This is a genomic window from Brevibacillus borstelensis, assembly GCF_036700025.1.
In the GTDB taxonomy this organism is placed as follows: Bacteria; Bacillota; Bacilli; order Brevibacillales; family Brevibacillaceae; genus Brevibacillus; species Brevibacillus borstelensis.
Genome location: NZ_CP144922.1, coordinates 795,068 through 820,653, shown reverse-complemented (window position 1 = coordinate 820,653; position 25,586 = coordinate 795,068). Strand labels below are relative to the sequence as shown.

Genomic DNA, 25,586 nt, shown 5'->3' with positions numbered 1-25,586 from the left:
TTTGGCTGTGGACGAAAAAAGCAGCAGGGTACGCCTGTTGACGTACCCGTCCGCGCTTCCCTCTTACTCTTTATTAAAATACTGGTTGTAGATTTCTTGCAGCTTACCGTTTTCCTTGATCTTCTTCAACCCGTCGTTGATCTTGTTCAGGATCTCGGTGTTGCCTTTTTTGACCATGATGCCGTAATACTCCTTTTCAAAAGAATCGTCTTTGATCAGTTTGAATTTCTTGTCCTTGATTTTTTTCACGTAATATTGAATGACGCCATTATCGCCGACTACGGCATCCACGCGCCCGTTAAAGAAATCATCCACAGCGGAAGGCATGTCGTCGTATTCCTTCAGCCCTTGATACGTGTCGCCAAATGCTTTCTTTACCACTTCTCCGCCCGTGGTTGCGCCCTGCACGCCGATTTTCTTGCCTTTCAAGTCATCGAGCTTGTTTACCGGTGAGTCCTCGGCAACGAGAATCAACTGGTTGGCTTCGAAATACGGTTCAGAAAAGTCGTACTTTTTCTTGCGCTCTTCGGTGATCGTAATCGACGAGATTCCGATGTCTACGGTCCCTCTGTCCAGACCGTCAAACAAAGGGTCCCAGCCGGTATTCTTCCATTCGACCTTGAAGCCGCCCGCTTCGGCAATCGCGTTTAACACATCGATGTCGTGGCCGGTGATCTTGTTGTCGGCCTCCAGCATTTGAAACGGCGGATACGCTGCGTCGGTACCAACCACGTACACCTTTTCCGCCGTACCTCCTCCTGCCGTGCCGCTGCCGGACGAAGCCTGATTCCCTCCCGTTCCACAGGCGGATACCAACAGCCCTACCCCGACAGTCAAGACAAGCGACGTCAACCATTTCTTCTTCATCTTCATCTGTTCATGTCCCCCTTATCTGTGTCTACCTTGAAAACCTTTTCCCCAGCCTTTGTCCACATCGGCACACCTTTTATTTTGCGTCATCCACAGAGTTGTCCACATTATCCACAGGCCGTTGTGCACAAGCTGGGCATAACTCACCCTTATGCTCGTTCTCCCCAATAAATATGTTTTTTGGCAAGAAAATAGAACAAGGGTTCGTACAAAAAGAAAGAAGGATTCCTATCAGAAATACTTCTCTCTGATGCACGGGAATCCTTCCGGAAACTCATTTTATTTACAGAAAATTTTATTTATTGGCTCTTGTCTGCCAGAATGACAATTTCTACGCGTCGGTTGCGACTGCGATTCTCGGGAGATGTGTTATCTACAAGCGGTTTATACTCTCCCCAACCGGCAACGGTGAATCGATCTGCGGCCAGCCCATGCCCGTCCACCATTTCCCGCATGACCGCAATCGCCCGGGCAGAGGACAGCTCCCAGTTGGACCTAAAAGAGCTGTGCGTAATCGGCACGTCGTCCGTATATCCTTCGATCCGGACCTTGTAAGAAAAGCGCTCCAGGACCTGTGCGACATGATCGATCACCTGCTTTCCATCCTCCCGCAAATCCGCGGAGCCGCTGGAAAACAGAATCTTCTCCGGCAGGCGGACCCTCAAGCCTTCTTCCGTCTCTTCATAGTCGATGTTCTGCTCCTCCAGAGCCGCGGAAAGCGCTGTTCGCACTGTCTCCATATCCCGGTCACTCTTGTCCTCCATATCTACCGGAACGGCCGGCTTGGGCACCGTCTCCCCTGTCTCTCCACCTACTGCAGCCTCCAGCACTCCGCGTCTTGCTTCCAGCTCGTGGACCTGGCGCTGAAGCTCCAGCTTCTGAATGTTCAACAGGTCCAGGCTTTCGTGCACTTTTTGCAGACTTTCCTGCTGGCGGGCCTCCTCTTGCTTGATTTCCTGCATATCGGTCTTGAGCTTGGCCGAATGGGCGGCAGCAACGATGAGAATGATCACGAACAGCAGGGTAAACAAGTCACTGTAGCTGATCAGCCAGCTTTTTTCCAGCTCTTTTTCGTCGTACAAGCGATCGTCATGCATGGAGATCCTGCCTTTCGATCGTCCCTTTCATGCTTCCAGGGGTTTTGATGAGGACAAGCTTTTTGTCCCCGGGCAAAAACGAGTTCAATTTTTCAAACAGGACACGCGGCGTCTCCATTCGCTGCAAACCGATGCAGCCTTCCAGATAGAGCCGCTTCTCAAACATTTCCTGATCATACAAGTCCATCAGCCGGTAGTAGCACGGCAGGGCAAACATGTTGGCCAAAAGCGCCCCGTACAGCGTCGCTACGACCGCAGAGCTAAGGCTGTATCCCGTCTGGCTCAAATCATTCAGCGTCTCCAGAACACCCGTCATTCCGAGGAGCGTTCCCACCAGACCCATGCCGGGGGCCAAAAGGCTGACCAAGCGGAAAAAGCCTGCCGCCTGCTGGTAGCGATGCTGTTCGCCCTTCAGCTCGTTTTCGAGAATCATGCGGAGCTCCTCCTCCGGTACTCCTTCGATGGCAAGCAGACTGCCCCGGCGGACGAAGGAATCTTTTTCATTTTGAAGCTCTTTTTCCAGCTCGAGATAACCTTGTTCCTTTTGAACCAGTGCATAGTAATAAAACCGCTTGATCGTCTCCTCCACGTTTCCCTCGCGCCCATGGATCAACAGACGAACGATTTTGCGCACCTCCAGATGCTTGCGCTTGATCGCATACGAGATAAGCACTGACAGCCCCACCAGCTCGATAGCCGTCAGGTTCAACAGATCGGACAGGTTTCCTTTCAAGTAAATCGCATGTGTAAAAATAAGCACTACTGCTCCCACCAACAGGAGCGAGCGTCGTTTCGTCGACAAACCTGTCACCTTCCTACTTGCTTTCTTCTCTTCCTTTATCGGAAATGTTCAGTTTGATTATAATACCAAAGCTTTTCCAATCCGATAAAAAAGTGAAGGGACGCAATTGAAAAAGGAGGGAAACAACAATGGATATGAGTTCTATGATGAGCGCGCAGCTGAGCCAGCTGAGGCACACTGTCAGCCTCAGCGTCATGAAAATGGCGCAGAACACGATGGCAGCAGGTGCGACGGCGATGATCCAGGACTTTTCAAATGCGCAGCAAAGCGTACAGCAAGCCGCCCAAGCAGCGCCTCATCCGACAGCCGGAAAAACGATTGACATCAGCGTGTAGGAAAAGAGCAACGGACGCAGGGATCTTCTCCGCGTCCGTTTTTTCTTCATGTTATGCTTTTGAATAGAACGAAAGTCATTGCGCTTTCTTGCGCAGCTGGCGCTTCGCGTATACCGCCCGGTGGACCGCACCTGCTTCATTTCGCACGAACAGCACGGGGATATCCGCTCCTCTGCGGCGAAATACGAACAGATCATTCCCGACCGGCCGCAGCGCATAAGTCGTACCGTCCATTGTCATCTGGCATACTCCGTCTTTTGCTTCCACACTCATTTCCATCCATTCCTGACAAGTATACTCTCCGGCATAATCAGCGAGCTTCTCTGCCGCCAGCGGCTGGTCCGCAAAGCGAAACAGCGGAGTCTCAAGCGGTCTATCCAGGACCAGGTTGAGCGCTCCTACGGCTATCTCGCGCACTTCCACGCCGTCGACATTGGTCAGGATGACTCCGGTGATGCCCTTTTCCGGCAACACAAAAATCTGCGAGCTGACCCCTTTTAGCGACCCTCCGTGATCGATCAGCGGCCCGCCAACGAAGTCGGGCACGATCTGCAAGCCGTACCCGTAGTGCCAGCAAGCATCGCATTTCACATGGGGAGTCGTCATCTCGGCCACACTCTCCGGAGAGAGGATGCGCGTCTCTCCTGCCATTCCACCTGTACGGAAAATGTCCAGATACCGGAGCAAATCGGCCACGCTCGATTTCAAAAAGCCTGCGGCCCGCATCGCCGGAGCATCGTGCAGGACTGGGGCGTGGAATACCTCGTTGGCTCCGTTCCGCGTCTTGCGGGTAAACAGCTCTGCTACGTCCCTATGTGCTGCAAGCTGCTCCGGAGTAAACACGCTGCGGTTCATCCCCGCGGGGAGCAGGATGTGTTCCGTCACATACTGTTCAAAGGACATACCGCTGACGCGCTCTACAATAGCTCCCAACAGCCCGTACACATCGTTGTTGTAGCTGAACGCCTCTCCCGGCCGCCCCAGTACCTCCTCCGGAAACGAGCCGATTTGCTCCATCAGTTCCTCGTACGTATCCACGACAGGGACCGACTCGTCTACACACTCCGGCTCCGTCTCCAGAACCGCGGGGTCTTTTTCCATCGACCGCTTCATGGCGGATGTCAAAAAGGGCAAAGGCGGCATTCCCGGCGTATGGGTCATGAAGTGATGAATCGTCACATCCCGTGTGAATTGGTCTTGCGGCATGCGAAACTGAGGCAGGTAGTCCACGACAGGATCGTCAACAGACAGCTTGCCTGCCTCCTGCAGTTGCATAATGGCCATACAGGTAAACGACTTGGTCACGGAAGCGATGCCAAATATCGTATCCGGCGTGACCGGCTGCTGCTTCTCCACATCGCTGAAGCCAAACGAGCCAAAATAGACCAGCTCTCCGTCCTTGCAGATTCCGATCGCCCCTCCAGGCACCTGGGCTTGCTCCATTCGAGCTTGGGCAAATGGTTCAAACTCCTGTTTCCACTCCTGATGATTCATATCGAAAACCTCCTTTCTGCACTTCTATTTGCAGCTATTTGGTCAGGGAAAACATTCTCTGTCACTGCTTTCTACACCTCTATTCCTTGTAGCCCCACTTCATGTCGATATAGCCAAGAGGGTCTACGGTCACGCCTTTGAGCTTGTCGTTTTGCACCCAGACGTTCACATTGCTGTACAGTCCCGTGACTGGCATCTCGTTCATCAAAATCGACTCCGCTTCCTGCAAAAGCTGATTCCGCTTGGTTTCATCCGTTTCCTTGTAGGAGCGGTTGATCAGGTCGTTGTAGGCTTCGCTGTGCCACAGTGTACAGTTGTTGTCGCTGTACTTTTCCATCAGCAGCTCGAGGAAATTGACAGAGTCGTTGTAATCGGCCGTCCACGCTGTTACCGAGATCATGTATTTCCCCTGGGCCTGCTCGTCAAACATCACGTTCATGTCCTTGTTGATCAGCTTCACTTCAATGCCGAGCACTTTTCTCCACTGGCCCTGCAGAGCTTCGGCAATTTTCTTCTGGGCGTCGGAATTAAAGTACAGGTACGTAATTTCCGGCAGCTTTTCAATCCCCAGCTCCTTCATTCCTTCCGCCAAAAGCTGCTTGGCTGTTTCCGCATCGTTGTCCTTGAAATAGCCCTCCGGCTTGAGGGAAGCCGACTGCGGCACCAGCCCGGTCAGAGCTGTCTGTCCGCCCTGCAAAATATTGTCCGCGATCTCCTGGCGGTTGATGGCATACGCAAACGCTTTGCGGATCTTCTCGTTTGTAAACGGCGCCTGCTCCGTCTGGAACAGCAGGTAGTAGGACTGCGCCTTTTGCATCGCCTGCAGCTTGCCCTCTTCTTTCATCGCCGGAATCGCATCTACCGGCAGACTGCTGATCGGCCCGCCAGCCCAGTCCAGCTCGCCCTGGTTAAACATCTCCAGCTCGGTATTGGCGTCCTCCACCATGGAAAATTCGATTTTGTCCAGCTTCACGGCTTCCTTGTCCCAGTAATGCTCGTTTTTCACTAGGACGATTTTGCTCTTGTGCTCCCAGGTCTCGATTTTGAAAGGACCGTTGGTGACGATGGTGGCGGCTTCATTGGCCCACTTCTCGTTCCCCTCCACGACCTTTTGGTTTACGGGGTAGTAAAAGGTTGCCAGCGTCAAAAAGTAAGGCGTCGGGTTTTCCAGCTGCACTTCGATCGTTTTGTCGTCGATGACCTTGATCCCGACATCCTCTTTCTTTGCTTTGCCCAGGTTAAAGGCCTTTGCATTGACGATCGGATAGTATTTGTACGCGGAGCTGCTGGCCGTCTTCGGATCAAGTGTCCGGAACCAGGCGTAGGCAAAATCCTTGGCCGTCAGCGGCTCGCCATTGGACCATTTCGACTCTCGCAGGGTAAAGGTATAGGTCTTTTTGTCCTCCGAGATCTTGATGTCGGATGCGACGGAATTGACCGGCTTGCCGTCCTTGTCCAACCGGACCAATGCATCGTAAATGGCCCGGATGTAGGCACCCGAGGCGACGTCGTTGGAAAGACCCGCATCCAGCGTTTTGGGCTCCCGGCCATTCATCTGCAGGATTTGTTCCGCTCCGCTTCCTCCCTCTTGCTTTGTGGACGCTTCCGGTTGCTGGGATGAACCGGCCGGCGCAGGCGGACTGCTGCTGCATCCGACCAGTGCCGCGATGAGCAGAAGTGTGGAGCAGAATGAAAAAAAGCTCTTTTTCATCAGATGGACCCCTCCGTATTTTTGATTTTTTCAAATTATCTTGCAATTTTTGTGCCATTTGCAGTGAGCTTGTTGCTTTCTCACGGTATAGGTGCGGTTGCAGCGGTGCATGGCCGTTGTTGAACCATATGCGGTTTTTCTTTTTATTCAATAGTGAATACAAGCGCAGACAAAAATGAAATGAGCTTTTACTTTCCGAGTCTTGCTGTTATTCAATTTGTAATGGAGTTATGCTGTTTTGAATAAGCTGTCTGGACGACAAGTTGGAGAAGCCAGATAACAGATTGTATACGGTTGAGCCGACGATATACAAAAAACCAACCCTACTTTTGGCAAGCGAGGTTGGTTTTTAGGCTACTGGTTCTCCATATCCGTTTTTGTCGCTTTCGTTTCCCTGGTGCATCCAGCCACATGCTGCTTTCTTCTCGCCGTCCCCAGCTTGGACCCCCGACTCGCGGATCGCTTTTCACTGCATGCAGAAATGTACGTTTCCTTGAGCGGATCACGAGTAACTCCCTGCTGAGGATAACCTGCCAGATCCCGCTTCTCTACCTGTGAAAGACATTACGCATACGTGTTTATCAGCAATCCTTTGATTTCTCCTACCCGTTCCAGAATTCGCAAACCGGGCTCCTGACTTTTCAAGACGGAATCGGTCAGTTCAAGCAGCTTCTTGTCAACTTCCTTGACAATCTTGAAAATACGGGACCGTCCTCTCCGGTTGTAGCCTTGCTGCTCCTCGAGGCTCAGTCCGTTTTTCACCGCGTCGTCAAGAAAGCTCTTTACCAGTGACTTAAATTTCCGAAGATCTCCTACCGTACGTGTATCGGCAAGGATTTTTCCCTGCTCTTCAATCTCTGATATCATTTTTTGAAGACGTTCCGTATTCAGTTGTTGCCGGCCCTTGTTCATCAGTTCCGAAAAAGCCACGCGATCCGCTGGTACATCCTGCTTGGACTTTCGTTGTTCAACGGATATTTGCCCGATCTTGTTTACTTCCATTTATATCCGTACCTTTCTGTCAGCATCTGGTCTGTCTCGCCCATTATCGCCCATTGTATCTTTCCATTTCCTCGATGAGCAAAAGGATTTCGGCCACTACCGAATACAGTTGGGGCGGTATATTTTCCCCCAGATCGATATCAATCAGATTCTTTACAAGCAAAGAATCTTCCTGGAGAGGGATGTCGTTGTCTTTGGCCATAGAGATGATCTTTTCAGCCAGGTGGCCTCTTCCCTGCGCGATGACGGCAGGAACGAAATCGTTTTCCTGATCATAGCGGATAACTGCTGCCATGGGACCATTTATAGCTTGTCTCTGCTTTTGATTGAAAGACTTGCGGATCATATCTTCAGATCAAACCCTTTCGCGGCTGGGTTAGGCTCATTTGGTCGCATCGTATTTGCAGCGGTATTTTGTCCTGCCGGTACTTGCTCTTCTTTTTTCTGCTCGGTAAACTTGGCAAATGACACACCTACTACATTGTAACCGATCTGGGCCAAATTTTCCTTGCATCCGGCTATGATAGAATCCAAACGCTCCCGGATTTGCGGCTGGTCATTTTTAATCGCAATGGACAGATTGCGCTCCACCGCTGTAATGTGAATCCCTGTCGGCCCCAGTTTTTTTGTCTCGATTAAAAAATACAGACTGCAGTTTTCCCAATCGACTTTTTGCCCCTCATTTTTTGACTGAACGTAGAGCTTTACATTTTCGAGTCCGTTTTGGAGCAAAAGCGGCAACTGCATAAACATGCTTTGGGGCTGGTTGCCCGCATCCGGCTTGCTCAGCAGCTGCTGGCCCGTTATACTTTGCAGCGCTTGCTCTACCGCTTGACCGCCACTGACAGAGGTCGTGCCTTTTTCGCCCGCTTTGGCAAGCTGCAGAAGCGCATGCTTCAGGTTCTTGTGAAGATTCTCCTGAGCGTGCCCCTGGCCCTGGCCCCGTTCGCCCGGATGACGCTCTGTAAACGACTGCGCCAGCTCGCTTTCATAATTCAATCCGAGCGAACGGACAAATTCGAACGTATTGCGGGCAGAGGGCGGATGATTCTGAAAGTGCTGAACCGTCTCTGCAATCTGGCTAAACAGACGGGAAGCATGCGGGACTTTTTCTGCAAAGATGCTTTGGCCAGTCGCAAAGTGCTGGATTCGTACATCGGACGGCTTCCAGTTTAGTGCGTCCAGCTTTGCTTGGACTCCTTTTAACACTGCTGCCGCCTGGCTGTTTTCCCCTTTCGCCAAGAACCTTCTGGCTTCGGCCAATTCACTGCTTGCCTTTATTAGCTGCTTTTCTGTCTCCATGTCCGTCAGCATCATCATTTCGCTTTTCAAAATCGCTTTGTCAAGCGCATCGATGGTTGATTCCAACAAAGGCTTTACCCCGGCTAAAATGTTCCCTTTATTGGTTTCCGCAACTTTCAGCATGTTGTCGATGTTTCTGACTATCTCCCTTTTTACGCTTTGGAAGTTCGCAGCGGCCTGACTTAGCTTTTGCGTAATTTCCGTCACGACCAAATCCTTTGTGGTCAAAAATGAGGCCATTTGCATCTCGGCTTGATCATCATAAGCAATTCCGGCAGAAGGGGCGGAATTGCCTGTTTCCTCTGGCGATGCAGCATGTCCGGACATGTGATTTCGCACCTGATCGAGCCCTTTTTCAATCGTTTCGGCTGCCTCTTGGTTTTTCTGGGGAAGATCGAGCAGCCGCTCGCCAAACTTTGCAAACAACTGATCCAAAGACATTTCTTGATTCGGCGCTGCCTTCAGCTGGACAAGAAGTTCCGCGGGGGTTGCTGCGAAAGAGGCATGTCCCGGCAGTCCCACCTTCAAGGCACTGTCCGCATCACCTAGCTGGGCAAGTGCTTTTATGAGCAGTAGACGGGCTTCCTCCTCTCTTCCCGACTGATGAAGTTGAACCGCTTCATACAGGACTTTGCCGAGCTTCTCGCCCATTTCGGCCGTTACCTTTGAACCGTTGGCCATTTGCTCGCGTATCCTTTGCACAGTCTTTTCGAAGTCCGATTTTTTTTCACGAAAAGAGCTTTCTTGAAATTCCATTGCGGTATCCGTACTCCCGGCGCCCTTTTGAACAAGCTCATTCAAAGCCCCGGTCACGGACTTTCCGTGCAGTGCTTCATGAACAGCCTTCAGCTGCCCAAGCGACACATCCAGCTTTTTATCAGCCAAGGCTTGGACTGTTTCCAGCTTTTGATCCAGACTTCCCGGGGCTTTCCCCATGAACTCCTTTAAATCCTGGACTGCCTGCTTGTTCAGAGAGATTCCGCCATCAAGGAGAATCTTTGCAGACTGCTTCATTTCCGGTGTAGGTTCGGTTCCAAGGCCGCGCAAGACGCTGGATACGTCAGGCTGCCCTCCAGCTGTGGCAGGCCGGTTCGCCAGTGTCCTCCCTTGGGATTCACTTTTATTTTCCTGTATCTGAACACCACTATTGGGCTGAATTTGGTTGGCAGAGGCGGGGTGGTTTACTCTCATTGTTCATCTCTCCCTCGGGATCGCACGAAGCTTTCTCTCTTTTGTTATCGTCAGAATGCGAGAGGGAGTTTACAAAACCGTGAAAATCGGTCATCCTTTGCATTCAGAGTTTTTAACATATTATTAGACCGCATCACATGCCGCTCTCCATGGTTGTGGAAGCGTCTGAGTGGAAAATGGGAAGGCCATTTCCCCTTCGAAGCCTGCGGATGATCTCTATCCGTTTATATGTGTCACCGCCGGGTTAAAATTGACCCAGGTTCGCCGGAATGAAAATGACCCACCCCTGTAGAATACCTCTCTCTGAAATTACCGACCAAAGTAGCTTCAGAGGGGAGACATATGCTAAGGAGTGGGACTGTGATCAGATTACACGAACTTCAAGTGAGCGGCAAGAGTATCCGCGAAATCACAAGGGAAACGGGTCATTCCCGTAATACCATACGAAAATACCTCCGCGCAGAAGGAATTCCGGAACCTCGTCCGCGTAAGAAGAGAGTCTCAAAACTCGATCCGTTCAAAGCCTTGCTGGATCTATACCTCGAAAAGGGAATTTTCAATTGTGAAGTGCTGCTGCGTCTCTTGAAAGAGCGAGGTTACACGGGGGGCATTACGATCATCAAGGACTATGTGAAGCCCCGTCGACCTCCAAAACAGGCACCTGCGGTGCAACGCTATGAGACAAAAGCCGGACACCAAGCCCAAGTGGACTGGAAGATTTGCGAGTACATCGATTTAAACGGTGAAGTGCGTAAAATCCCCGTTTTTACGATGGTGTTGGGTTACTCCCGAGCGATGTACATCGAATTTACAAAGCGCTGTGACATCCACAGTTTCTTACGCTGCTTGATGAACGGTTTGGAATACTTCGGCGGTGTTCCAAAGACCATGCTAACCGACCAAATGAAGACCGTTATTCTTGGCATGGGCGATGATCGAAAGCCGAGATGGCATCCGTTGTTTGAAGATTTTGCTGCGGCTATCGGCTTGATCCCCAAAGTTTGCCGCGTACGACGTCCCCAAACGAAAGGAAAGGTCGAGAGAAGCGTTCAGTTCATCGAGCAGAACTTCATGCCAGGGCGATCATTCACCGATCTTGGTGACCTAAATCGCCAAGCCAGACACTGGTGCGATGAGCAAAACCGTCGTATCCACGGTACAACTGGGGAAAGACCGATCGATCGCTTGGCACAAGAGAAGCTCGGTATGCTTCCGTCTCCGGAACGATGGGCAAAGTACCGGTTTGAACCGAGGAAAGTAAGCCGTGACGGATTTGTGAGCTACGACGGCGTTCGTTATGGCGTTCCATGGCGGTATAGCGGACGTGAAGTAAAGGTACGAGAGGTAAACAGATTCGTCGAAATATACTGCGAGAAGCAGCTCATCGCCCGGCACGAGAAGCAGTACCAATCCCGAAGGCTAGTGATGTGTGAGGACCAATACACGAATTTGAGTACAGCTCAGGGATATGCTTATCCAAAGCCGCAAGGCGTTCAGATTCCTGTACAAGACGTGGAAGTGCGTCCGTTGGACGTGTATGAACGTCTTGTGGAGGTGGGCGCATGATTGAGCTCGAACAAGCCCGCCAGCGTCTGGAGGAACTTGGTTTGGGTCAAGCCGCCCAATCGCTTGATGCCAAGCTGGAAGCTGCCAGCCGGAGCCAAAGCACGTATCTCTCTTTCCTCAATGATCTACTGGACGCTGAGATTCAGGATCGCCAGCGCCGAAATGTAGAGGTCCGCATGAAGCTGTCTCACCTCCCTTATCGGCGTACGCTCAACGAATTCGACTTCTCGTTTCAACCGGGGATTGATGAACGACTGATTCGTGAACTGGCTGCGCTGACGTTCGTTGGGAGGCAAGAAAACGTGTTGTTTCTCGGGCCTCCCGGCGTGGGGAAAACGCATTTAGCCGTTGCTATCGCTATGGAGGCCATTGGACAAGGATTGCCTGTGTATTTCGTCTCTCTCGCGCAGCTCGTGGGCGATTTACGAAAAGCTTATGAAGAGAATCGCCTGGACAAACGAATGAGGGTATATCTCAGGCCACGCATCCTCATCGTGGACGAGGTGGGCTACCTCCCCCTCGATCCGCTCGCTGCAAACCTGTTTTTTCAGTTGGTTTGTGCACGCTACGAGAAAGGAAGCATGATTCTGACTAGCAACAAGAGCTTTGGCGAATGGGGCGAACTCATGGGCGATCCCGTTCTTGCTACAGCTGTTCTCGACCGCTTATTGCATCACTCCCACGTCGTGAACATCCGGGGGAACAGCTACCGGCTCAAAGAAAAACTAAAAACCGGAATCTATTCGACACCAGGCGCACAGGTGGGTCAAAATTATACCGGCGCTCGTGGGTCAAATTAATTCCGGCGTTGACAATATGGAAGGAACTGTCGATGATGTGATTCAGCATCATGTCAAATAAGTACTCCACTACAAGAAAAAGCCGACCTTTGATTCATGGCCGACTTTCTCATTTTTGATCTCTTTCTAACAGGACATTGTTGCAGTTCTTTTTAATCGCCGATCAAAGTGATCTCTCTGGTGAAATGCAGAAAGAACGAAAAACCATCCCAAACTGTTCCAAACTGCAGTGCCTGTCCAACAGGGACAATCCGGCTGACCGCCGCGTTTGGGATCATGTCAATCAGCTCCATCAATTCTTCTCTGCCAAATCCAAAGTAGGTTACTGTCTGATCCTTTTCATGCAACAAGTCGGGCACTTCGGTCAACTCATTCAGGGACCGTTCCAAGAACAGGCCGCCGCCACAGTGAATCTCCCTCATCTCTTCTGTAGTTTGGGCTACTCGTACACAAAGCGGTTCATGTATGGAGGAAGACTGCACATTAAAAGTGTGAGAGTGGGTAGCGTAATAGAATGCGGTTGCGAGGCGGGTCATCCCAACCGCAACAGGGTTTTGATATTCTTGTTGTTTAACAACGTTGCCAAGCTCACCCCAAAAACGATCCATCGCTAAAGAGCACTCTTCTGATTTTCCGATCCAGTATAGCTCCCGGGGAGAAGAACAGGCCATTTGTCCAAACCAAAACGCATCATTGTAAAATTGTTTGGCTAGATGGAAAAGTTCATGATCATTGCACTGTAAAACCTTCCCGGCATGAAAAATCGTTTTTGAATAACGATCTGGGAATATGAGTTCCGTAGCATTGGTCGCCAATGGTATTGTCCGAATGGCTTTTACTGTTTGATCTCCGCCCCAGATTACTCTGGTATGGCAATGCTCAGAGAGAAACAGGGTGTATTCCTCTTCGTGATCGTACTTCAACAGCAGTGTCCGCTCCGCGATCGGTTGGTATTCCTCTTTTGCCAGCAGATGATTTATTCTTTGAAGCACAATTTCCATTTGCTCATTATGTCTCCGCGACAATCTCAAAATATTCTTGTTTCCCACCAGCATCGAAAGAATCCACGAATAAAGAAATATGGAATCAACGTTAGCCGGTGCAAAATGAAGAACCGTCCCCCTGGGCTTCAAAATGCGCTCGCCTGCAAATGCTTCGTATTCTTTCTTTAACTCAAACAGATGGGCTTTTCGGAACCAGTGCGCGCACGCCATCAACTCTGGATAATCGCGCATGCTGCGGTCTGAGAGAAGCTGCTTCGACAAGGTATCAAGAAACTGGATAGTGATCTCCGAAAAAGCGGACAAATGCTTTGCCTGCTTTAGTTGTAGTACCTGCTCCCGCCATTGATCCGATTTGTAAAAACTCGGAGCTACAATCTGCACTCCACTCACCTCTTATATTTTGGAAAATGTATCGCTGCATCCACGCGGCTCTGCTTTAGGTATCCGACCATGGACATGAAAGTATTTTCCGCGACGACCGCAAGTACAGTTATCCTCTCCAACCATAACTCCTACATCTTCTGTCAACAGACTGTGCCCCGGATAGCTTTTTGGCAAAACGCTCAATACCTGTATCAAGCCTGTCTCTCCGAAAGAAACGGGTTTCAAGGTTTCCGGGTTTCGAATCAGTACATCAGCGAAATCAGGGGTGTGCAAATAACCTTCATCACACTCCATAAATATGGAGCCTACTTGTTCGACCATTCCATAGTAGTTGTAAATCCTGCTGATGCCAAAATGCTCATAGAGCAACCGCTTAAATGTGCCATTGTCTACAGCCTGCTCCTGAAGCTTTTTCCAACCTCCACCATGTATCAGTACACTTCCCGACAAATCTATTCTCTTTCCTGATCGCCGCGAAGCTTGCAGCAAGTATTCCCAGATAATAAAGGTGAAGCCGAAGAGTAGCTTTGGTTGGCCTTCGTGTCTTTGCAAAAACAAGCCAAGCTGTTCCCAATTGATATTCATTTCACTGTCGAACAGATACATGTGATTTCTTCCAAACTGGGAAAACCCGATTGTTCCCGCTGTTCGCGCACTAAACTTCGTCCGGTTTTTCATAATGTCAGTATCAATGATAATCATGGGAAGTCGTTGTGTTCCAAGAAAATCTCTGACGATGACATTGAGTGCGCGTGATTGTAATTGCGCTGTCGTCCGATCAATATAGATTTGCGATACTTGTTGTCCCGTCGTCCCGCTGGATGTAAGGACTTTAAAATGTTCTTCCTGCGGGATCGAATACAGCGGGAGCATTTTAAAAAGCTGTACGGGTAAAAATGGAACTTCTTCTAATATGCTTGCTGACCGATCGGTATTGGTTTTGTATAAAATCTGCTGATACGGATGACAATTCTCGGAATGGAAGTAAGTGAGCTGATTCAATTCTTGCAAAAGAATTGAGGCTTTTCTTTCCTTTTCTAAACGATATGGATTGTCCTGAGTAAGCAATTGTTCTATCATGCGTCTACCTCTACATTTAACCTGGCATAGTCAATCTTGCCGTTGGGCAGGACGGGAAATTGCGGGAGGAAGTGAACCTTCAGTCCGGAATGGTGAATCTTGTACATTTCTTGGACCTTCTCGATAACTTTACGCGAAAGACAATGGTCGTCTTCACTCTCAATCAAAATAACCATCCGGTCATCATACCCGGTACAGGCTACGGGAAGAGAAAACGATTTCTCCAGCATTTTCTCAACATCATCCAGGTTGACCCGCAGCCCGAATAATTTGATAAAACGCTTGAGCCGACCGATTATTGTATAGAATCCGTCATGATCTACCTCAGCCAGATCCCCCGTTCGCAATATCCCGTGAAGCTCATCGCCCTTTTTCAAATCTTCACGGCTATGTGCATATCCGAGCATTACATTTGGTCCTCGATAAATCAGTTCGGAATTTTCCTTGTCCAAGGCGAGATGACCTCCGGGGATCGGCACACCAATGGTTCCTTTTTTATTCGCCAAGCTTTCATAGGGAATATAACTGATCCGAGCTGTCGCCTCTGTTTGTCCATACATGACTACAAACCTTTGGCCATTTTTTTCGGCAGTATCGAGAAAATACTCCACCAAATCAACCGGCAAACGTCCCCCGGCTTGTGTAAAGTAGCGGAGTGACGGCAATGTCATCCTGTCGAAGCGAAGACGGTGCAACATCTTGTAGGTGTAGGGTACCCCCGCAAACGAGGTAACCAAGTATTTGTGAAAGCTGTCCCAAAAACCTTTCGAAATGACCCCTTGATTAGTCAGTACAATGGACGCCCTCTTGGATAAGTGGCTGTTAATGACCGACAACCCATACGAATAAGCCATTGGCAACGTGGTAATCGGTCGTTCACCCTGGTCAATCTGCAAGTACTGTGCGATGGATTCCGCATTAGCCTGCAAGTTTTCATAGGACAGGCGCACCAATTTGCTGCCGCCAGTCGTTCCTGATGTGCTCAGCAGCACTGCCAAATCCGGATGTATTTCCAACTGTTCCGCGGCGTTCCTTTTGCAAAAGCTGCCTTCAGAAAAGACCCAGTTTGGCTGAAATGTCTGGATAAGCTCCTTTTTCAATTCATCGTTCAGACCAGCATTAAGCAATAGGACTGCGTCACGTTTCTGAAGTGCGGCTAAATAAGCAATGATAGATTCCGGTGAATTATCGCAATAAAGAAAGCCGAGACTTTTCTTTGCAGAATAAGACGAGAGAAGATGGACAGCTTCCCCCACCTTCTCTTGGACTGCTTCGAACGAAAATATTCGATCCTTTTCCGAGTCAATAAGCAAAATAGCGTCATCGTCAGCAGGAATATCCCAAAACATCAGATCGTCATCCCTCCGTCGACACCGATCACTTGGCCGGTCACGTAGCTGGACAAATCGGAACAGAGATACAAAGCGGTGTTCGCTACGTCTTCCGGGGTCCCTATCCGTTTCATTTTGATGCTTTCTATGCGTTCGGCAAATTTATTTTCGGGGATGCTTCTGGCCATCTCTGTATCAATAAACCCGGGTGCTATCGCATTGACTCTGATATTGTAGGGAGCCAATTCTTTTGCTGCTGATTTCGTTGCCCCTATGACTCCCGCTTTGCTTGCGCCGTATACGACTTGTCCCTCAGCCCCGTCTCTCCCCATGATCGAGCTTAGGTTCACAATACTTCCGCTCTTCTGGCGGATCATAAATCGGGAAGCAAATTGCATGTGATAGATCTGCGCTGATAAATTGGTAGCAAAAGTGTCCTGAATCAGACTCTCATCAATCATACCCAGAAGACGGTCACGCAATACACCAGCATTGTTCACAAGACCATCTAGCCGTCCAAACGTCGCTTTGATTCTAGTAAATGTCTCTTTCATTTTGTCCTTGTCCCGGACATCGTAAGGCGCAACCATCACTTGCACGGAGTATCTCTCCATCAATTCTTGCTGCAACATGGTTAGGGACTCCTCGTTGCGGCCGTTTATGACTAGATGCGAACCGTTTGTGGCAAACGTTGCAGCGATTTGTCGGCCGATTCCTTTTGATGCCCCTGTCACCAGGATCACCTTATCATGCAACAGACCCTGCATTAGAATGTTACCCCGTATTTAGAGAGTATTTCCTCTGCTTTTTGGTAGGAACTCAGATCAATCACATCCTCGGTATCTATCATGATGTCAAAAACATCATCCAATTGGGAGATCAGCGCCATATGCGCAAGAGAATCCCACTCTGGGATACTGTTATACTGTAATGCTTCGACATCGGTTTCTGGAGGCAAATTGAGTGCTTCTACAAATGCTTTTTTCAGTAGTTCCTTGTTAGTCATCAGTTGTCCCTCCACAGCTAATTTGGTCGATCCTGGTCCGCATCACTTTTGGTGATGTACCAGGCTTGGTCATCAATTATACTAATCTTTTTCTGTAAATCCTTGCTTACATACAGTGCTGCCATCATATGGGTAACTTCTAAATCAATCGGTTGAAAACGGGTTGGAACCACGAGTTTGTCTGACTCGCTTTTCAGTACCCGTTTAAAACCGACCGACTCCAATCCCCAGGAGCTAATCGAAGAAAAGCAATAGAAGTCGATAAACAATAGATCATTTTCGCATCCTATTTCGACTAGCTTATTCCCCAAGCAGATGGCGCTATCCTGATCATTTGCGATAAACTCGACAAGCCTGCCAATTTTCGCCTGACCGCCAAAGATGCTTTCGATACGAACTACTATAATGCCTTGGTAATCTCCTTCTTTGTCAGTGCAAGTGTACACTTGATACGTAAACGAAGGATGCTGGAGATAACGCCAGTTCATGAAGGAAGCATCCCTAGCAAATCCAATGCTTCGTTTTGCAAACGTAGCCCAGTAACATGCATCCCATTTTTCAGGATCAAATTCCCTCATAGCTCGACAGGATGTTTGGTTGCTTATAGCCGAAATCTCCCGGTAGTACCGTAAAAAACTCTCATCTCCGTTAAGTAAAAGCTCGGCCGTTTTCTTTTTTTGAATCAGCCCGATCCATCTCGGAACATCTGGAAGTACATGATACCCACCCATGCTGCCGTACAGTTTGGCTACGTTTGCGTTGATTCCCAGGTTAAGAACCATCGAAGGATTCCATGTAAACATTTGTTGCATAAGCTTCAGCCCTGCTCCTGTATGCCGATACTCGGATGCTACAATCCAGTTGGTTGGAGCAAAACCAAATTTTTTCACGCCTTTGAAATTAAGGTCAAAGGCCATCAGTCCAAGTAATCCCATTGGCTTTCCATCTAACCATGTCCCAAGAAAGCCGTAGTGATCTTCACCAAGTATCTCCTGGCTCACCGGATTGTTATAGAACATGTAATTTAGAAGCTGCTTATCCCTACTGAGGATATGATTTCTCGCCCAAAGCTGATCAATGGATGATTGCAGCAAATCTGTTTCGTCCCTACGAAACAATCTTACTTCCATGGTACTTCACTCCTCGGCGGTAAAGAAATACAATCGTAGCGGTTAAGCCAAAAAGAATCGAGGCCGTTATTGAATCCAGGTTTTGTCGTAAAAGCTCCTACAAACCCTTGTTGCTTCAAAACTCCCCCTAGTTCGTCCATCATTCGTTCCGCCTGATTGCCGCCGCCAAAGGCAGGGGTATACCATTTGGCATCAACTCCAAGCTTTTCGCGCATAAATCGCCGACACGGTTCAATTTCACTGTCGTAAAACGCTTGAGGGTCCCCTGTGAAAGGGCGATGATGCGTTGCATGGACACCCAAAGTCATACCCGCCTGACGCATCCTGATAAATTCGCTCTCGTTAATATAGTAGCTATCGATAAAATTCTCGAATGAGTGGAAAACGGAAAAAGCTTTTTCCTCTAAGAATTCTCTGCTTTGCTGCTCTGGTAAATGAAAGTTTAGAGCATATTTATTATAGCGTCTGGGCAGGAATGACTCATAGGAGTAATAATTGCTCTGGCCAGGTACAGTCTCTACGTCAAATCTAGTAGATAGCTCTTCCCAAATTTCTTCATCGGAATAGTGCGATAAAACGCTATGAATAAGATGGAAAATAGGAACAGATCGCTCCCTAAGCGGGCCAGACATTACAGTAAAATATGCTGGGAGTCCCTTTTTCTGAAGGATCTGGAACGCCACTTCGTATTGATCCTTCGTCCCATCATCAAATGTTAGTATGCAGAAGGGCTTTTGACCACGGGGCTTCCCTAAATCATCTGGCGAAACCACTTCATAATGCTTGGTCACCCATTCAATTTGTAATTCAAAATCTCTGGGATCAAGCGGAACAATTCCCCGAAGATTTGGTGTCTGGACATAATGGTACATAATAGCAATGTCTTTCAAGAGATTCTCCTTTCGGTTTTCCGGAGACATTTACAGAAAGAATACCGATTATTCCAGTAAAGTTCGGAAAAACTCATTTCATTGTCTCATACAGAGTGATTCGTTAAGTTGGTTAAAGGAAGCTCCTTTTGCTTTTGTTATACATTGCAAAAACACTAACTCTATATCTTGATGCCTTTTCCTTTTTGTCCAATTTAGGCACCTTCCTTTGTTTAGTATCCTTGGTGGGTGCCGTGGAGCAAATTCTGTAACTGTGCCTCTTATAAAAATATTATCGGATAAATCGTTAATCCCTATTATAATAATATCGTTTCTAAAGGAGTCATTTTATTCATATCTGTATTTTGCAACTCAAAAATGCAGAGTTTGGCGGCCAATTTATGCAGAACACTGCCAACATCAATACAAAAGAATTTAGGAAGACTTCATGCTGGATAGAGCATGGCGCAGTCGGTAGCTTTCTCCGGTAAACGCCAGAATATGGGCGTGGTGGACGAGGCGATCCACAAGGGCTGCCGTCAATCGCGTATCTCCAAACACCGTATTCCACTGCCCAAACTCCAAATTCGACGTCACAATCACACTGTTTCTCTCATAGCAGGCCGAGATAACATGAAACAACAGCTCAGCCCCCGTTTGGTGAAAGGGAACAAACCCAACCTCGTCCAAAATCAACAACTCACAGTCTGCCAGTTCTTTTTGAAACCGCATCAGTGCCCCATTCGCGTGTTTTTCCTGCAAGAGCGCAACCAGATCGGGAACACGGAAGAATCGAACGGCATATCCCCTTCGGCACGCCTCTACGCCAAGCGCTGTTGCCAGATGGGTCTTCCCCGTGCCCACTTTTCCCAGCATCAGCACATTTTCCTTGCGCTCCAAAAAACGTAGGTCGATCAATCCCTCCTTTGTACATGTTTCCGGTAAGGTGACTGCCTCAAAAGCGTAATCTTCCAGTGTCTTCAGTTGGGGAAACGCGGCTTTCTTTATCAGTCGCTTCAGCTTTGTCTCCTCCCGCCGTTGAATCTCCATCCGCAAGACTCCCAGCAAGAAGCTCTCCCGATCTTCAAACGGCACCTGTTCATAGGTTTCCATCACATGCGCCAAATGCAAAGTTTTGCACACCTTTGCCAGCTCTTCTCTCATTCCACCCTCACCCCCAGGATCCGGTCGTACTCATCCAGTATGGGTATCTGCCCGTGAAGGGCAGGGGGTGTATGCGACTCTGAAAACGGTTCCGGGCGGAAAACAGGGTGTTTTATCGCGTAAAGGGCATGCTCCAAGGCAACAGCCAGATGCTCTTGCTGATGCGACAATTCTCCCAGTACTTGCCCGATTTCCTTCAACGTATAGGTGTCGAGCAATCGATGGAGCAGGCGAATTCGTGCTTTTCGTGCATTCATGTCTTCCACCGTCAAAAACGTTTGGAGCGCCTGAGGCATCATATTGGTAAAGGAAGAATACATCACCGCCCGCGGGCGTTTTTCATATCTCTTCAATACCGCCTTCCAATCTACTGGAATGACTTTCTCCGTATAGGGACGAGGCAATGTCACAATCGGGGTGTATGTCCCGTCTGCCGTTAACACCTCCAGCACATCCCACTTGACTTTCACCAAAACCGGCTGCATGGCCCGACACTGCGGCAACGGGAAGAGAGCCGCGTCAAACGACAGCTCAGCGTATTTGTTCAGGTGGCACGTCTCCAGCCGGAAAATCTCCAGCGGTGTCGTCGGCAGCGTCAGCAGCTTGCATTTTTCTTGCTTCCACAACTCGGCAATGGTTTGCTTTTTCACATAGTGAGGGCGCTGCATATCCGCACGGGCAGCTTCCGCCAAATACGTCTCCAGTTGTTCCGGCGTATCGATAACCGGTGGCGGAACACACCAGTTCCGGCGTCCATACCCCACTTTGTTTTCCACATGGCCTTTCTCATGGCCGCTGTATGGATTGCAAAACAGGGGCTCAAAGCGGTAATGGGCGCAGAAACGCCGAAACGCTTCCGTACACTCTCGTTTTCCGCCTTGCTGGATGGACACAACAGCAGCGGACAAGTTGTCAAACCAAATCTTGCGAGGAACCCCTCCCATTTGCTGAAATAGCCGCCCTAAGGCCTCCAGAAAGCATTCCGTGTTTTCTTTCGGAACCGGGAACACAAAGGCGGCATTGCTGTACGGAAACGACAGGGTCAATACTTTCCGCTCCACCAGTTCTCCCGACTTGACCACGTACACCGTCCCAAAGTCAGCCTGGGCTTCCCCGCCTGGATGCTCCAAACGCTCAAAATGTTCGGCTCGTTCGGCTGCCATGGCTTTCTTCCGTTTGGAGACATATTCGGATACCGTTCGCTGCCCGCCAGGGAAGCCGTACTCATCCCGTAACCGCTGAAACATGCGGACGGCTGTATGGCGTTGCTTGCGTGGAAGACGCTCATCATCCTCCAGCCATGTGTCAATAATCTCTAAGTACGGTCCCAACACCGGATGGCGGCCTTTTCGCTTGCATACCGGTTCATTCCAATCGTCGCGATCCGCATATTTCTTGGCGGTTCGCCAATTCACCTGGACACGTTCCGCAATTTCCTGAATCGAACACCCTTCGACTTCCCGCAAAAATCGGATATACTGTTGTTGTGGCACTTTCAACATTCCTCTCACTCCCTCAGATTCTAGCCAAATCCAAGGGTAGATTTTGTAGGGGGATGTTGGCAAGTGCCTTTTTCATGGCCTCAGAATTGCGGTGGAACTCTGCAGTTTTCCGCCGCAATTCTCTGCACTTTTATCCTGCCATAAACACATATCTCCCACTCTTTGTATATCTACTAAAAAAATCTATCTCTCCGTAGGAAGTTTTCGAGTCCTTAAGGAGAGATAGATTTTTTTACTTCTTAGAGTCAAAAAAAGCTCCATATGCGCTTGGACCAGCCTCATGATAGGCATCCACAGCCGTCTTGCTACGTTGAATCTCTCTAAGCTTTTTTTCTACACCTTGTTTCCGTTCTAACATAATAGGTTGCAATCGCTGGTCTATACCATGAATCTGGGCTAACAACATTTTCTGGTGATCTGAAAGTACTTCACCTGCCAGAATACCTTCATCTAATTGTTTCATGAGATATTGCCGTTCATCTAGAAGCAATACCCACTCCTCTGGCTCACTGTCACTATTTAACACGGTATGCTCCAACTTACAACTCAGTTGGAGCATCTGTTTTACAATTTCATCCATATAAATTGCCATGCCAATGCTCCTTAACCCTGCTTCTTTGCTAAAAGCATGGCTTCTTTCCAGGTGTCCCGGAATTGGACAAAGTAGTCTTCCACTTCTGTCAAAATGGAAGCATCCTTGCGCATATTAGCCTCAATCATCCGCTGGAGCATGTAATCGTACATTTTCGCAAGCTCTTTGGAAATAGGGTAATCCTGGTTTAATGTTGAAAGCAGTTCGTACAAGATATCTTGTACTTTCAAACAAAATTCATGAGCTTTTATTACATTCTTTTCTTCCATGGCACTTTTTGCTTGCTTGATAAACTTGATCGCGCCATTGTACAGCATCAGTGTCAATTCCCCAGGAGTAGCCGTTGTTACCTGATTGGACTGGTAGGTCTGAGCAGCATTATGTAACATCTGCATCTCTCCCTGTTATTTTTGGCCAAGCATCTGTGCGAACCAGTTGCCTTGTGACTGGAACTTGGACATCGCCTTTTCCATCGCTGTGAATTGCTTCCAGTAGCGATCCTCGATCATTTTAAGACGATCTTCCCACCGTTCAATTTCTTTGTCTGTATCTCTGATGCTACGGCTGATAGCACTGTCATCAAATGCAATGTTCGAACTACCAGCTTCTTTTGTTACTTTATCCATTGCTTTAGTAAGTTGAGAAAAGAGTCGCTCCGCAACACCGCTTTCATTAAACTTGGTGGTGGGGTCTTCGCTTTTACTATAATTTGTAAATAACTTGAGCACATCTTCTCCGTTATTTCTAATGGCTTCGCGCAATTTTGTCTCATTAATGTAGAGCTTTCCGTTCTCTTGATACGCATATTTACCGCTCGGTGGACCACCAATGCCGATTTCGGACAGTGTGTCAAATTTCTCATTTACACCACTGCCCTTCAATGGTGCACTGATAGCATAGCGCATCTGGTCCAAGGCTGATTTTAAAATCGGGTCACGCAACAGAATACCGCTCTTGGCCATAGCCTCCAGCTTTTCTGCAGTTTTTTCTGGCAGCTCTTCTTTTTCTTCATCCAACAAAGGCTTATAGCTTCTATACCTTGGTTCAGAGATTTTAGCATTTACTTTTTCAATGACTTCGTTGTATTTGTCTACAAAGCCTTTGATTTGGTTAAAAATAGCGTCCTCATCTGTTTTTGTGTTGACATTGACGACCTGGCCACCGTTATCCCCCTTAATGGTAAAGTCTATACCGTCAAAGGAAACAAGGTTGGTGGTCGTCTCAAGTTTTACTCCATTAATGTAAATAATCCCTTTTTCCCCATCAGTGCGTGCAGAGGAATTCACATTGCCGCTGATCTTTACTTTACCGCTAGTACCATCAGGATCAGCAGTAAAACTTACAGAAAAAATTTTTTTGCTGGGGTCATCCGGATCGGTTTCCGTTAGTTCAGCTCCGGACTTGGAGGTGAACACCAGCGATCCGTTTACGAAACTGGCTTCTATCAAAGCCTTGTTATCAGCACTTCTTTCGGCAAGTTTTGCGTTAATACTGGAAATCGAATCATCGACATCGATTGAAATGTCTACTCCATTAATCGTAAAGATGCCTTTTGCTCCAAGTGGTTGGCTCTTGTCGACCACGTTGTCGAGTTGGAGTGAAAGGCCTGCAGGACTCTCCGCTTTTGCCATCTTTTCAACTTTAACTGCATATGTGGAAAATTGCGGAATGCCAGAAACCTTGGTAGACACTACTCCATCGTTTTCTGAGAACGTAACTTTCTTCTTGAAGTTAGAAGAATATCTGATTGCATCAACAGATTTTTTCAGCTCGTCAAGAAGCTTATTCATTTCTCGATAGGTATCTCGTTTCCACTCATCAGTCTGTTTTTTTCTGATGAGACGATTTACTGGTTCTCGTTGAGCCTTCATCAAATCTTTAATCATCTTCTCAGTGTCTAAACCGGAAGCCATTCCGGTAAAGCGAATGGGAGACATGCTTGACCCCTCCTATCTTTTTTCATCTACGAGCAATCCGATCATTTCGTGCATTTTAGCAACCATATCCATTACTTTCTTTGAGGGAATTTCTCTGATTACTTCATTTGTTTGGTCGTTGATAACTTGAACATAGTATTCATTAAGATCTTCGTGCAGTGTAAATTTAATGTGTGAGCTGGTTGTTTGTAACCACTTATTTATGCCCGCAATTTCAGATTCTATCTCACCAATACTGTGCTGTTTATCTAGGGACGGTGGCGTTTTGTCTGCAGGCTGAGCATTCGTGCTGGAAATGGTTCCATCAGAATACGTCTTAACCTTACCATAGCCTTGGATTGAACCGACGTCCATTGACAATCCTCCTTAGGATAAATCTTTCTTACCATTGTTATCGGATTTTTTTTGGAAAAGCTTTATCGCCACTTTATTATTCTCCCTTATTCTGGAGAGATTCCACCAACTTGATTGTATAAACAGCATCGTAAATGGACATCTTGCCTTCATATTTTGAGTAACGCCGGTTACCAATTACCTCATTTATGAAATATGATAACTGCTCCACGAAACCCGGTTTAACTTCAGTATCTACTTCTTCGGGGATAAGAGAATAGGGTTCTTTTTTTCTAAACTGGACGCATGCTTGTTCTAGGTTCGAAAACGTAATTCGTCCATCCGGAATATACAGTTCATAGTTCCAATTGCCGAGGGCATGCCAATAAGCTTGAAAGGTTATAGGTATATTTGAATTGGAAACTATTAAAGCAGAATAGCGATGATTAAATGGTTCTACCGATTCCTTGTTAAGAAAGGCACTTACCATCAATGGATCTCCGCAATAATATCGAATTAAATCTATACAGTGAATACTATTGCCTTCGAAGAGCAACTCCAACTTTTCAGAAGGGTATTGATTTTCTCGAAGCATGCGATAACGTTCGAAAACGTCCATTCTCATGCCTAGCAGCCCTCCGGCCTCTGCAATGACTCTTTGAGCTTGTCGTACCACGCTATAAAAACGTCGGTTAAAGCCAACCATAATGCTTGTATTGTATTTTCCCACCAACTCCGCCATATCGTTCGTTTGTTTAAAAGTTACGCCAGGTGGTTTTTCAATAAGTAAAGGAATTTTATAGGGGATCATGCTCGTCGTGACAGAGTAAATAGAGGTCGAAGGAACAGAAACGATAATCCCATCTAGCCTTTCCCTTTCAACCATTTCACCTGCATCTGTATACGTCCGAGGTATCCCTAATTCATAACTTGCCCTCCTGTTGCTTTCCTGAGTACGGTTCACAGCTGCGCATACTTGAATCCGATATTTTCGATTTTTATTTAACCAGTCGATTGCTTGCATGTAATGAGTAGCGATAGCACCGGTTCCGATAATTCCAAGGCTTATCATATCCGTCCCCTT

At 48.1% G+C, this 25,586-nt stretch carries 25 protein-coding genes; 3 read left to right on the top strand and 22 right to left on the bottom strand.

Annotation, left to right across the window (positions count from 1 at the left end):
• Positions 1 to 63: 63 nt before the first annotated feature.
• The 3 genes from V5G20_RS03805 to V5G20_RS03795 all read right to left on the bottom strand — a co-directional run bounded on the left by V5G20_RS03805 (position 64) and on the right by V5G20_RS03795 (position 2,769).
• Positions 64 to 873 carry a basic amino acid ABC transporter substrate-binding protein gene (locus V5G20_RS03805; RefSeq protein WP_003388300.1) on the bottom strand — a complete coding sequence of 270 codons (810 nt, stop codon included), beginning with the start codon at positions 871 to 873 and terminating at the stop codon, positions 64 to 66.
• Between the two features lie 296 nt (positions 874 to 1,169).
• Positions 1,170 to 1,967, bottom strand: a complete 798-nt coding sequence (locus tag V5G20_RS03800) for an OmpA/MotB family protein (protein ID WP_024984023.1) — start codon at positions 1,965 to 1,967, stop codon at positions 1,170 to 1,172.
• The gene (locus tag V5G20_RS03795) at positions 1,960 to 2,769 is read right to left on the bottom strand and encodes a motility protein A (protein ID WP_243014484.1); all 810 of its coding nucleotides are present in this window, start codon (positions 2,767 to 2,769) and stop codon (positions 1,960 to 1,962) included. The genes V5G20_RS03800 and V5G20_RS03795 overlap by 8 nt, the downstream gene beginning before the upstream one ends.
• Positions 2,770 to 2,897: 128 nt before the next feature.
• Between V5G20_RS03795 and V5G20_RS03790 the strand changes: the two genes are divergently transcribed.
• On the top strand, positions 2,898 to 3,104 hold the full coding sequence (locus tag V5G20_RS03790) for a hypothetical protein (protein WP_003388303.1): 207 nt from the start codon (positions 2,898 to 2,900) through the stop codon (positions 3,102 to 3,104).
• A 75-nt stretch (positions 3,105 to 3,179) separates the two neighbouring features.
• On the opposite strand, the gene V5G20_RS03785 is transcribed toward V5G20_RS03790, so the two are convergent.
• From V5G20_RS03785 to V5G20_RS03765, 5 genes are all read right to left on the bottom strand, one after another.
• A complete protein-coding gene (locus V5G20_RS03785) occupies positions 3,180 to 4,598 on the bottom strand; it encodes a serine hydrolase domain-containing protein (protein WP_338463167.1) in 1,419 nt (472 codons plus the stop codon).
• A gap of 79 nt (positions 4,599 to 4,677) precedes the next feature.
• Positions 4,678 to 6,309, bottom strand: a complete 1,632-nt coding sequence (locus V5G20_RS03780; RefSeq protein WP_327970530.1) for a peptide ABC transporter substrate-binding protein — start codon at positions 6,307 to 6,309, stop codon at positions 4,678 to 4,680.
• A gap of 564 nt (positions 6,310 to 6,873) precedes the next feature.
• A complete protein-coding gene (locus tag V5G20_RS03775) occupies positions 6,874 to 7,311 on the bottom strand; it encodes a YaaR family protein (protein ID WP_003388307.1) in 438 nt (145 codons plus the stop codon).
• Positions 7,312 to 7,354: 43 nt separating this feature from the next.
• The gene (locus V5G20_RS03770) at positions 7,355 to 7,657 is read right to left on the bottom strand and encodes an EscU/YscU/HrcU family type III secretion system export apparatus switch protein (RefSeq protein WP_003388308.1); all 303 of its coding nucleotides are present in this window, start codon (positions 7,655 to 7,657) and stop codon (positions 7,355 to 7,357) included.
• Complete coding sequence (locus V5G20_RS03765) at positions 7,654 to 9,804, bottom strand: hypothetical protein (RefSeq protein ID WP_338463166.1); 2,151 nt, start codon at positions 9,802 to 9,804, stop codon at positions 7,654 to 7,656. Before V5G20_RS03765 ends, V5G20_RS03770 begins: the two co-directional genes overlap by 4 nt.
• 342 nt (positions 9,805 to 10,146) lie before the next feature.
• Between V5G20_RS03765 and istA (V5G20_RS03760) the strand changes: the two genes are divergently transcribed.
• Entirely contained in the window at positions 10,147 to 11,370 is a 1,224-nt protein-coding gene (gene istA / locus V5G20_RS03760; protein ID WP_024982953.1) for an IS21 family transposase, read from the top strand.
• The gene (gene istB, locus V5G20_RS03755; protein WP_024982952.1) at positions 11,367 to 12,170 is read left to right on the top strand and encodes an IS21-like element helper ATPase IstB; all 804 of its coding nucleotides are present in this window, start codon (positions 11,367 to 11,369) and stop codon (positions 12,168 to 12,170) included. The genes istA (V5G20_RS03760) and istB (V5G20_RS03755) overlap by 4 nt, the downstream gene beginning before the upstream one ends.
• 152 nt (positions 12,171 to 12,322) lie before the next feature.
• On the opposite strand, the gene V5G20_RS03750 is transcribed toward istB (V5G20_RS03755), so the two are convergent.
• From V5G20_RS03750 to V5G20_RS03685, 14 genes are all read right to left on the bottom strand, one after another.
• Positions 12,323 to 13,555 carry an acyl-CoA reductase gene (locus V5G20_RS03750; RefSeq protein WP_327955787.1) on the bottom strand — a complete coding sequence of 411 codons (1,233 nt, stop codon included), beginning with the start codon at positions 13,553 to 13,555 and terminating at the stop codon, positions 12,323 to 12,325.
• Positions 13,556 to 13,567: 12 nt separating this feature from the next.
• The gene (locus V5G20_RS03745) at positions 13,568 to 14,638 is read right to left on the bottom strand and encodes an acyl-protein synthetase (protein WP_327955785.1); all 1,071 of its coding nucleotides are present in this window, start codon (positions 14,636 to 14,638) and stop codon (positions 13,568 to 13,570) included.
• Entirely contained in the window at positions 14,635 to 15,987 is a 1,353-nt protein-coding gene (locus V5G20_RS03740) for an AMP-binding protein (RefSeq protein ID WP_327955784.1), read from the bottom strand. The genes V5G20_RS03745 and V5G20_RS03740 overlap by 4 nt, the downstream gene beginning before the upstream one ends.
• Positions 15,987 to 16,736, bottom strand: a complete 750-nt coding sequence (locus tag V5G20_RS03735) for an SDR family NAD(P)-dependent oxidoreductase (RefSeq protein ID WP_327955783.1) — start codon at positions 16,734 to 16,736, stop codon at positions 15,987 to 15,989. The genes V5G20_RS03740 and V5G20_RS03735 overlap by 1 nt, the downstream gene beginning before the upstream one ends.
• Entirely contained in the window at positions 16,736 to 16,975 is a 240-nt protein-coding gene (locus V5G20_RS03730) for an acyl carrier protein (RefSeq protein WP_327955782.1), read from the bottom strand. Before V5G20_RS03730 ends, V5G20_RS03735 begins: the two co-directional genes overlap by 1 nt.
• Positions 16,976 to 16,992: 17 nt before the next feature.
• Positions 16,993 to 18,105: a hypothetical protein gene (locus tag V5G20_RS03725; protein ID WP_327955780.1), complete on the bottom strand. Its 1,113-nt coding sequence runs from the start codon at positions 18,103 to 18,105 to the stop codon at positions 16,993 to 16,995.
• Positions 18,096 to 18,995: a polysaccharide deacetylase family protein gene (locus V5G20_RS03720; RefSeq protein ID WP_327955779.1), complete on the bottom strand. Its 900-nt coding sequence runs from the start codon at positions 18,993 to 18,995 to the stop codon at positions 18,096 to 18,098. Before V5G20_RS03720 ends, V5G20_RS03725 begins: the two co-directional genes overlap by 10 nt.
• 414 nt (positions 18,996 to 19,409) lie before the next feature.
• Positions 19,410 to 20,138: an IS21-like element helper ATPase IstB gene (gene istB / locus V5G20_RS03715; protein WP_023555238.1), complete on the bottom strand. Its 729-nt coding sequence runs from the start codon at positions 20,136 to 20,138 to the stop codon at positions 19,410 to 19,412.
• Complete coding sequence (gene istA, locus V5G20_RS03710) at positions 20,135 to 21,640, bottom strand: IS21 family transposase (protein WP_023555239.1); 1,506 nt, start codon at positions 21,638 to 21,640, stop codon at positions 20,135 to 20,137. The genes istB (V5G20_RS03715) and istA (V5G20_RS03710) overlap by 4 nt, the downstream gene beginning before the upstream one ends.
• 232 nt (positions 21,641 to 21,872) lie before the next feature.
• Positions 21,873 to 22,232 (bottom strand): flagellar protein FliT, encoded by a 360-nt coding sequence (locus V5G20_RS03705; RefSeq protein ID WP_327955778.1) that lies wholly within the window; start codon positions 22,230 to 22,232, stop codon positions 21,873 to 21,875.
• 11 nt (positions 22,233 to 22,243) lie between these two features.
• A complete protein-coding gene (gene fliS, locus V5G20_RS03700) occupies positions 22,244 to 22,621 on the bottom strand; it encodes a flagellar export chaperone FliS (RefSeq protein ID WP_327955777.1) in 378 nt (125 codons plus the stop codon).
• 15 nt (positions 22,622 to 22,636) lie between these two features.
• Positions 22,637 to 24,169 carry a flagellar filament capping protein FliD gene (gene fliD, locus V5G20_RS03695; protein WP_327955776.1) on the bottom strand — a complete coding sequence of 511 codons (1,533 nt, stop codon included), beginning with the start codon at positions 24,167 to 24,169 and terminating at the stop codon, positions 22,637 to 22,639.
• A gap of 12 nt (positions 24,170 to 24,181) precedes the next feature.
• Positions 24,182 to 24,523, bottom strand: coding sequence for a flagellar protein FlaG (flaG, locus tag V5G20_RS03690; protein ID WP_327955775.1), 342 nt, complete (start codon positions 24,521 to 24,523; stop codon positions 24,182 to 24,184).
• 76 nt (positions 24,524 to 24,599) lie between these two features.
• Positions 24,600 to 25,574 carry a Gfo/Idh/MocA family oxidoreductase gene (locus V5G20_RS03685; protein ID WP_327955774.1) on the bottom strand — a complete coding sequence of 325 codons (975 nt, stop codon included), beginning with the start codon at positions 25,572 to 25,574 and terminating at the stop codon, positions 24,600 to 24,602.
• Between the last annotated feature and the right edge of the window lie 12 nt (positions 25,575 to 25,586).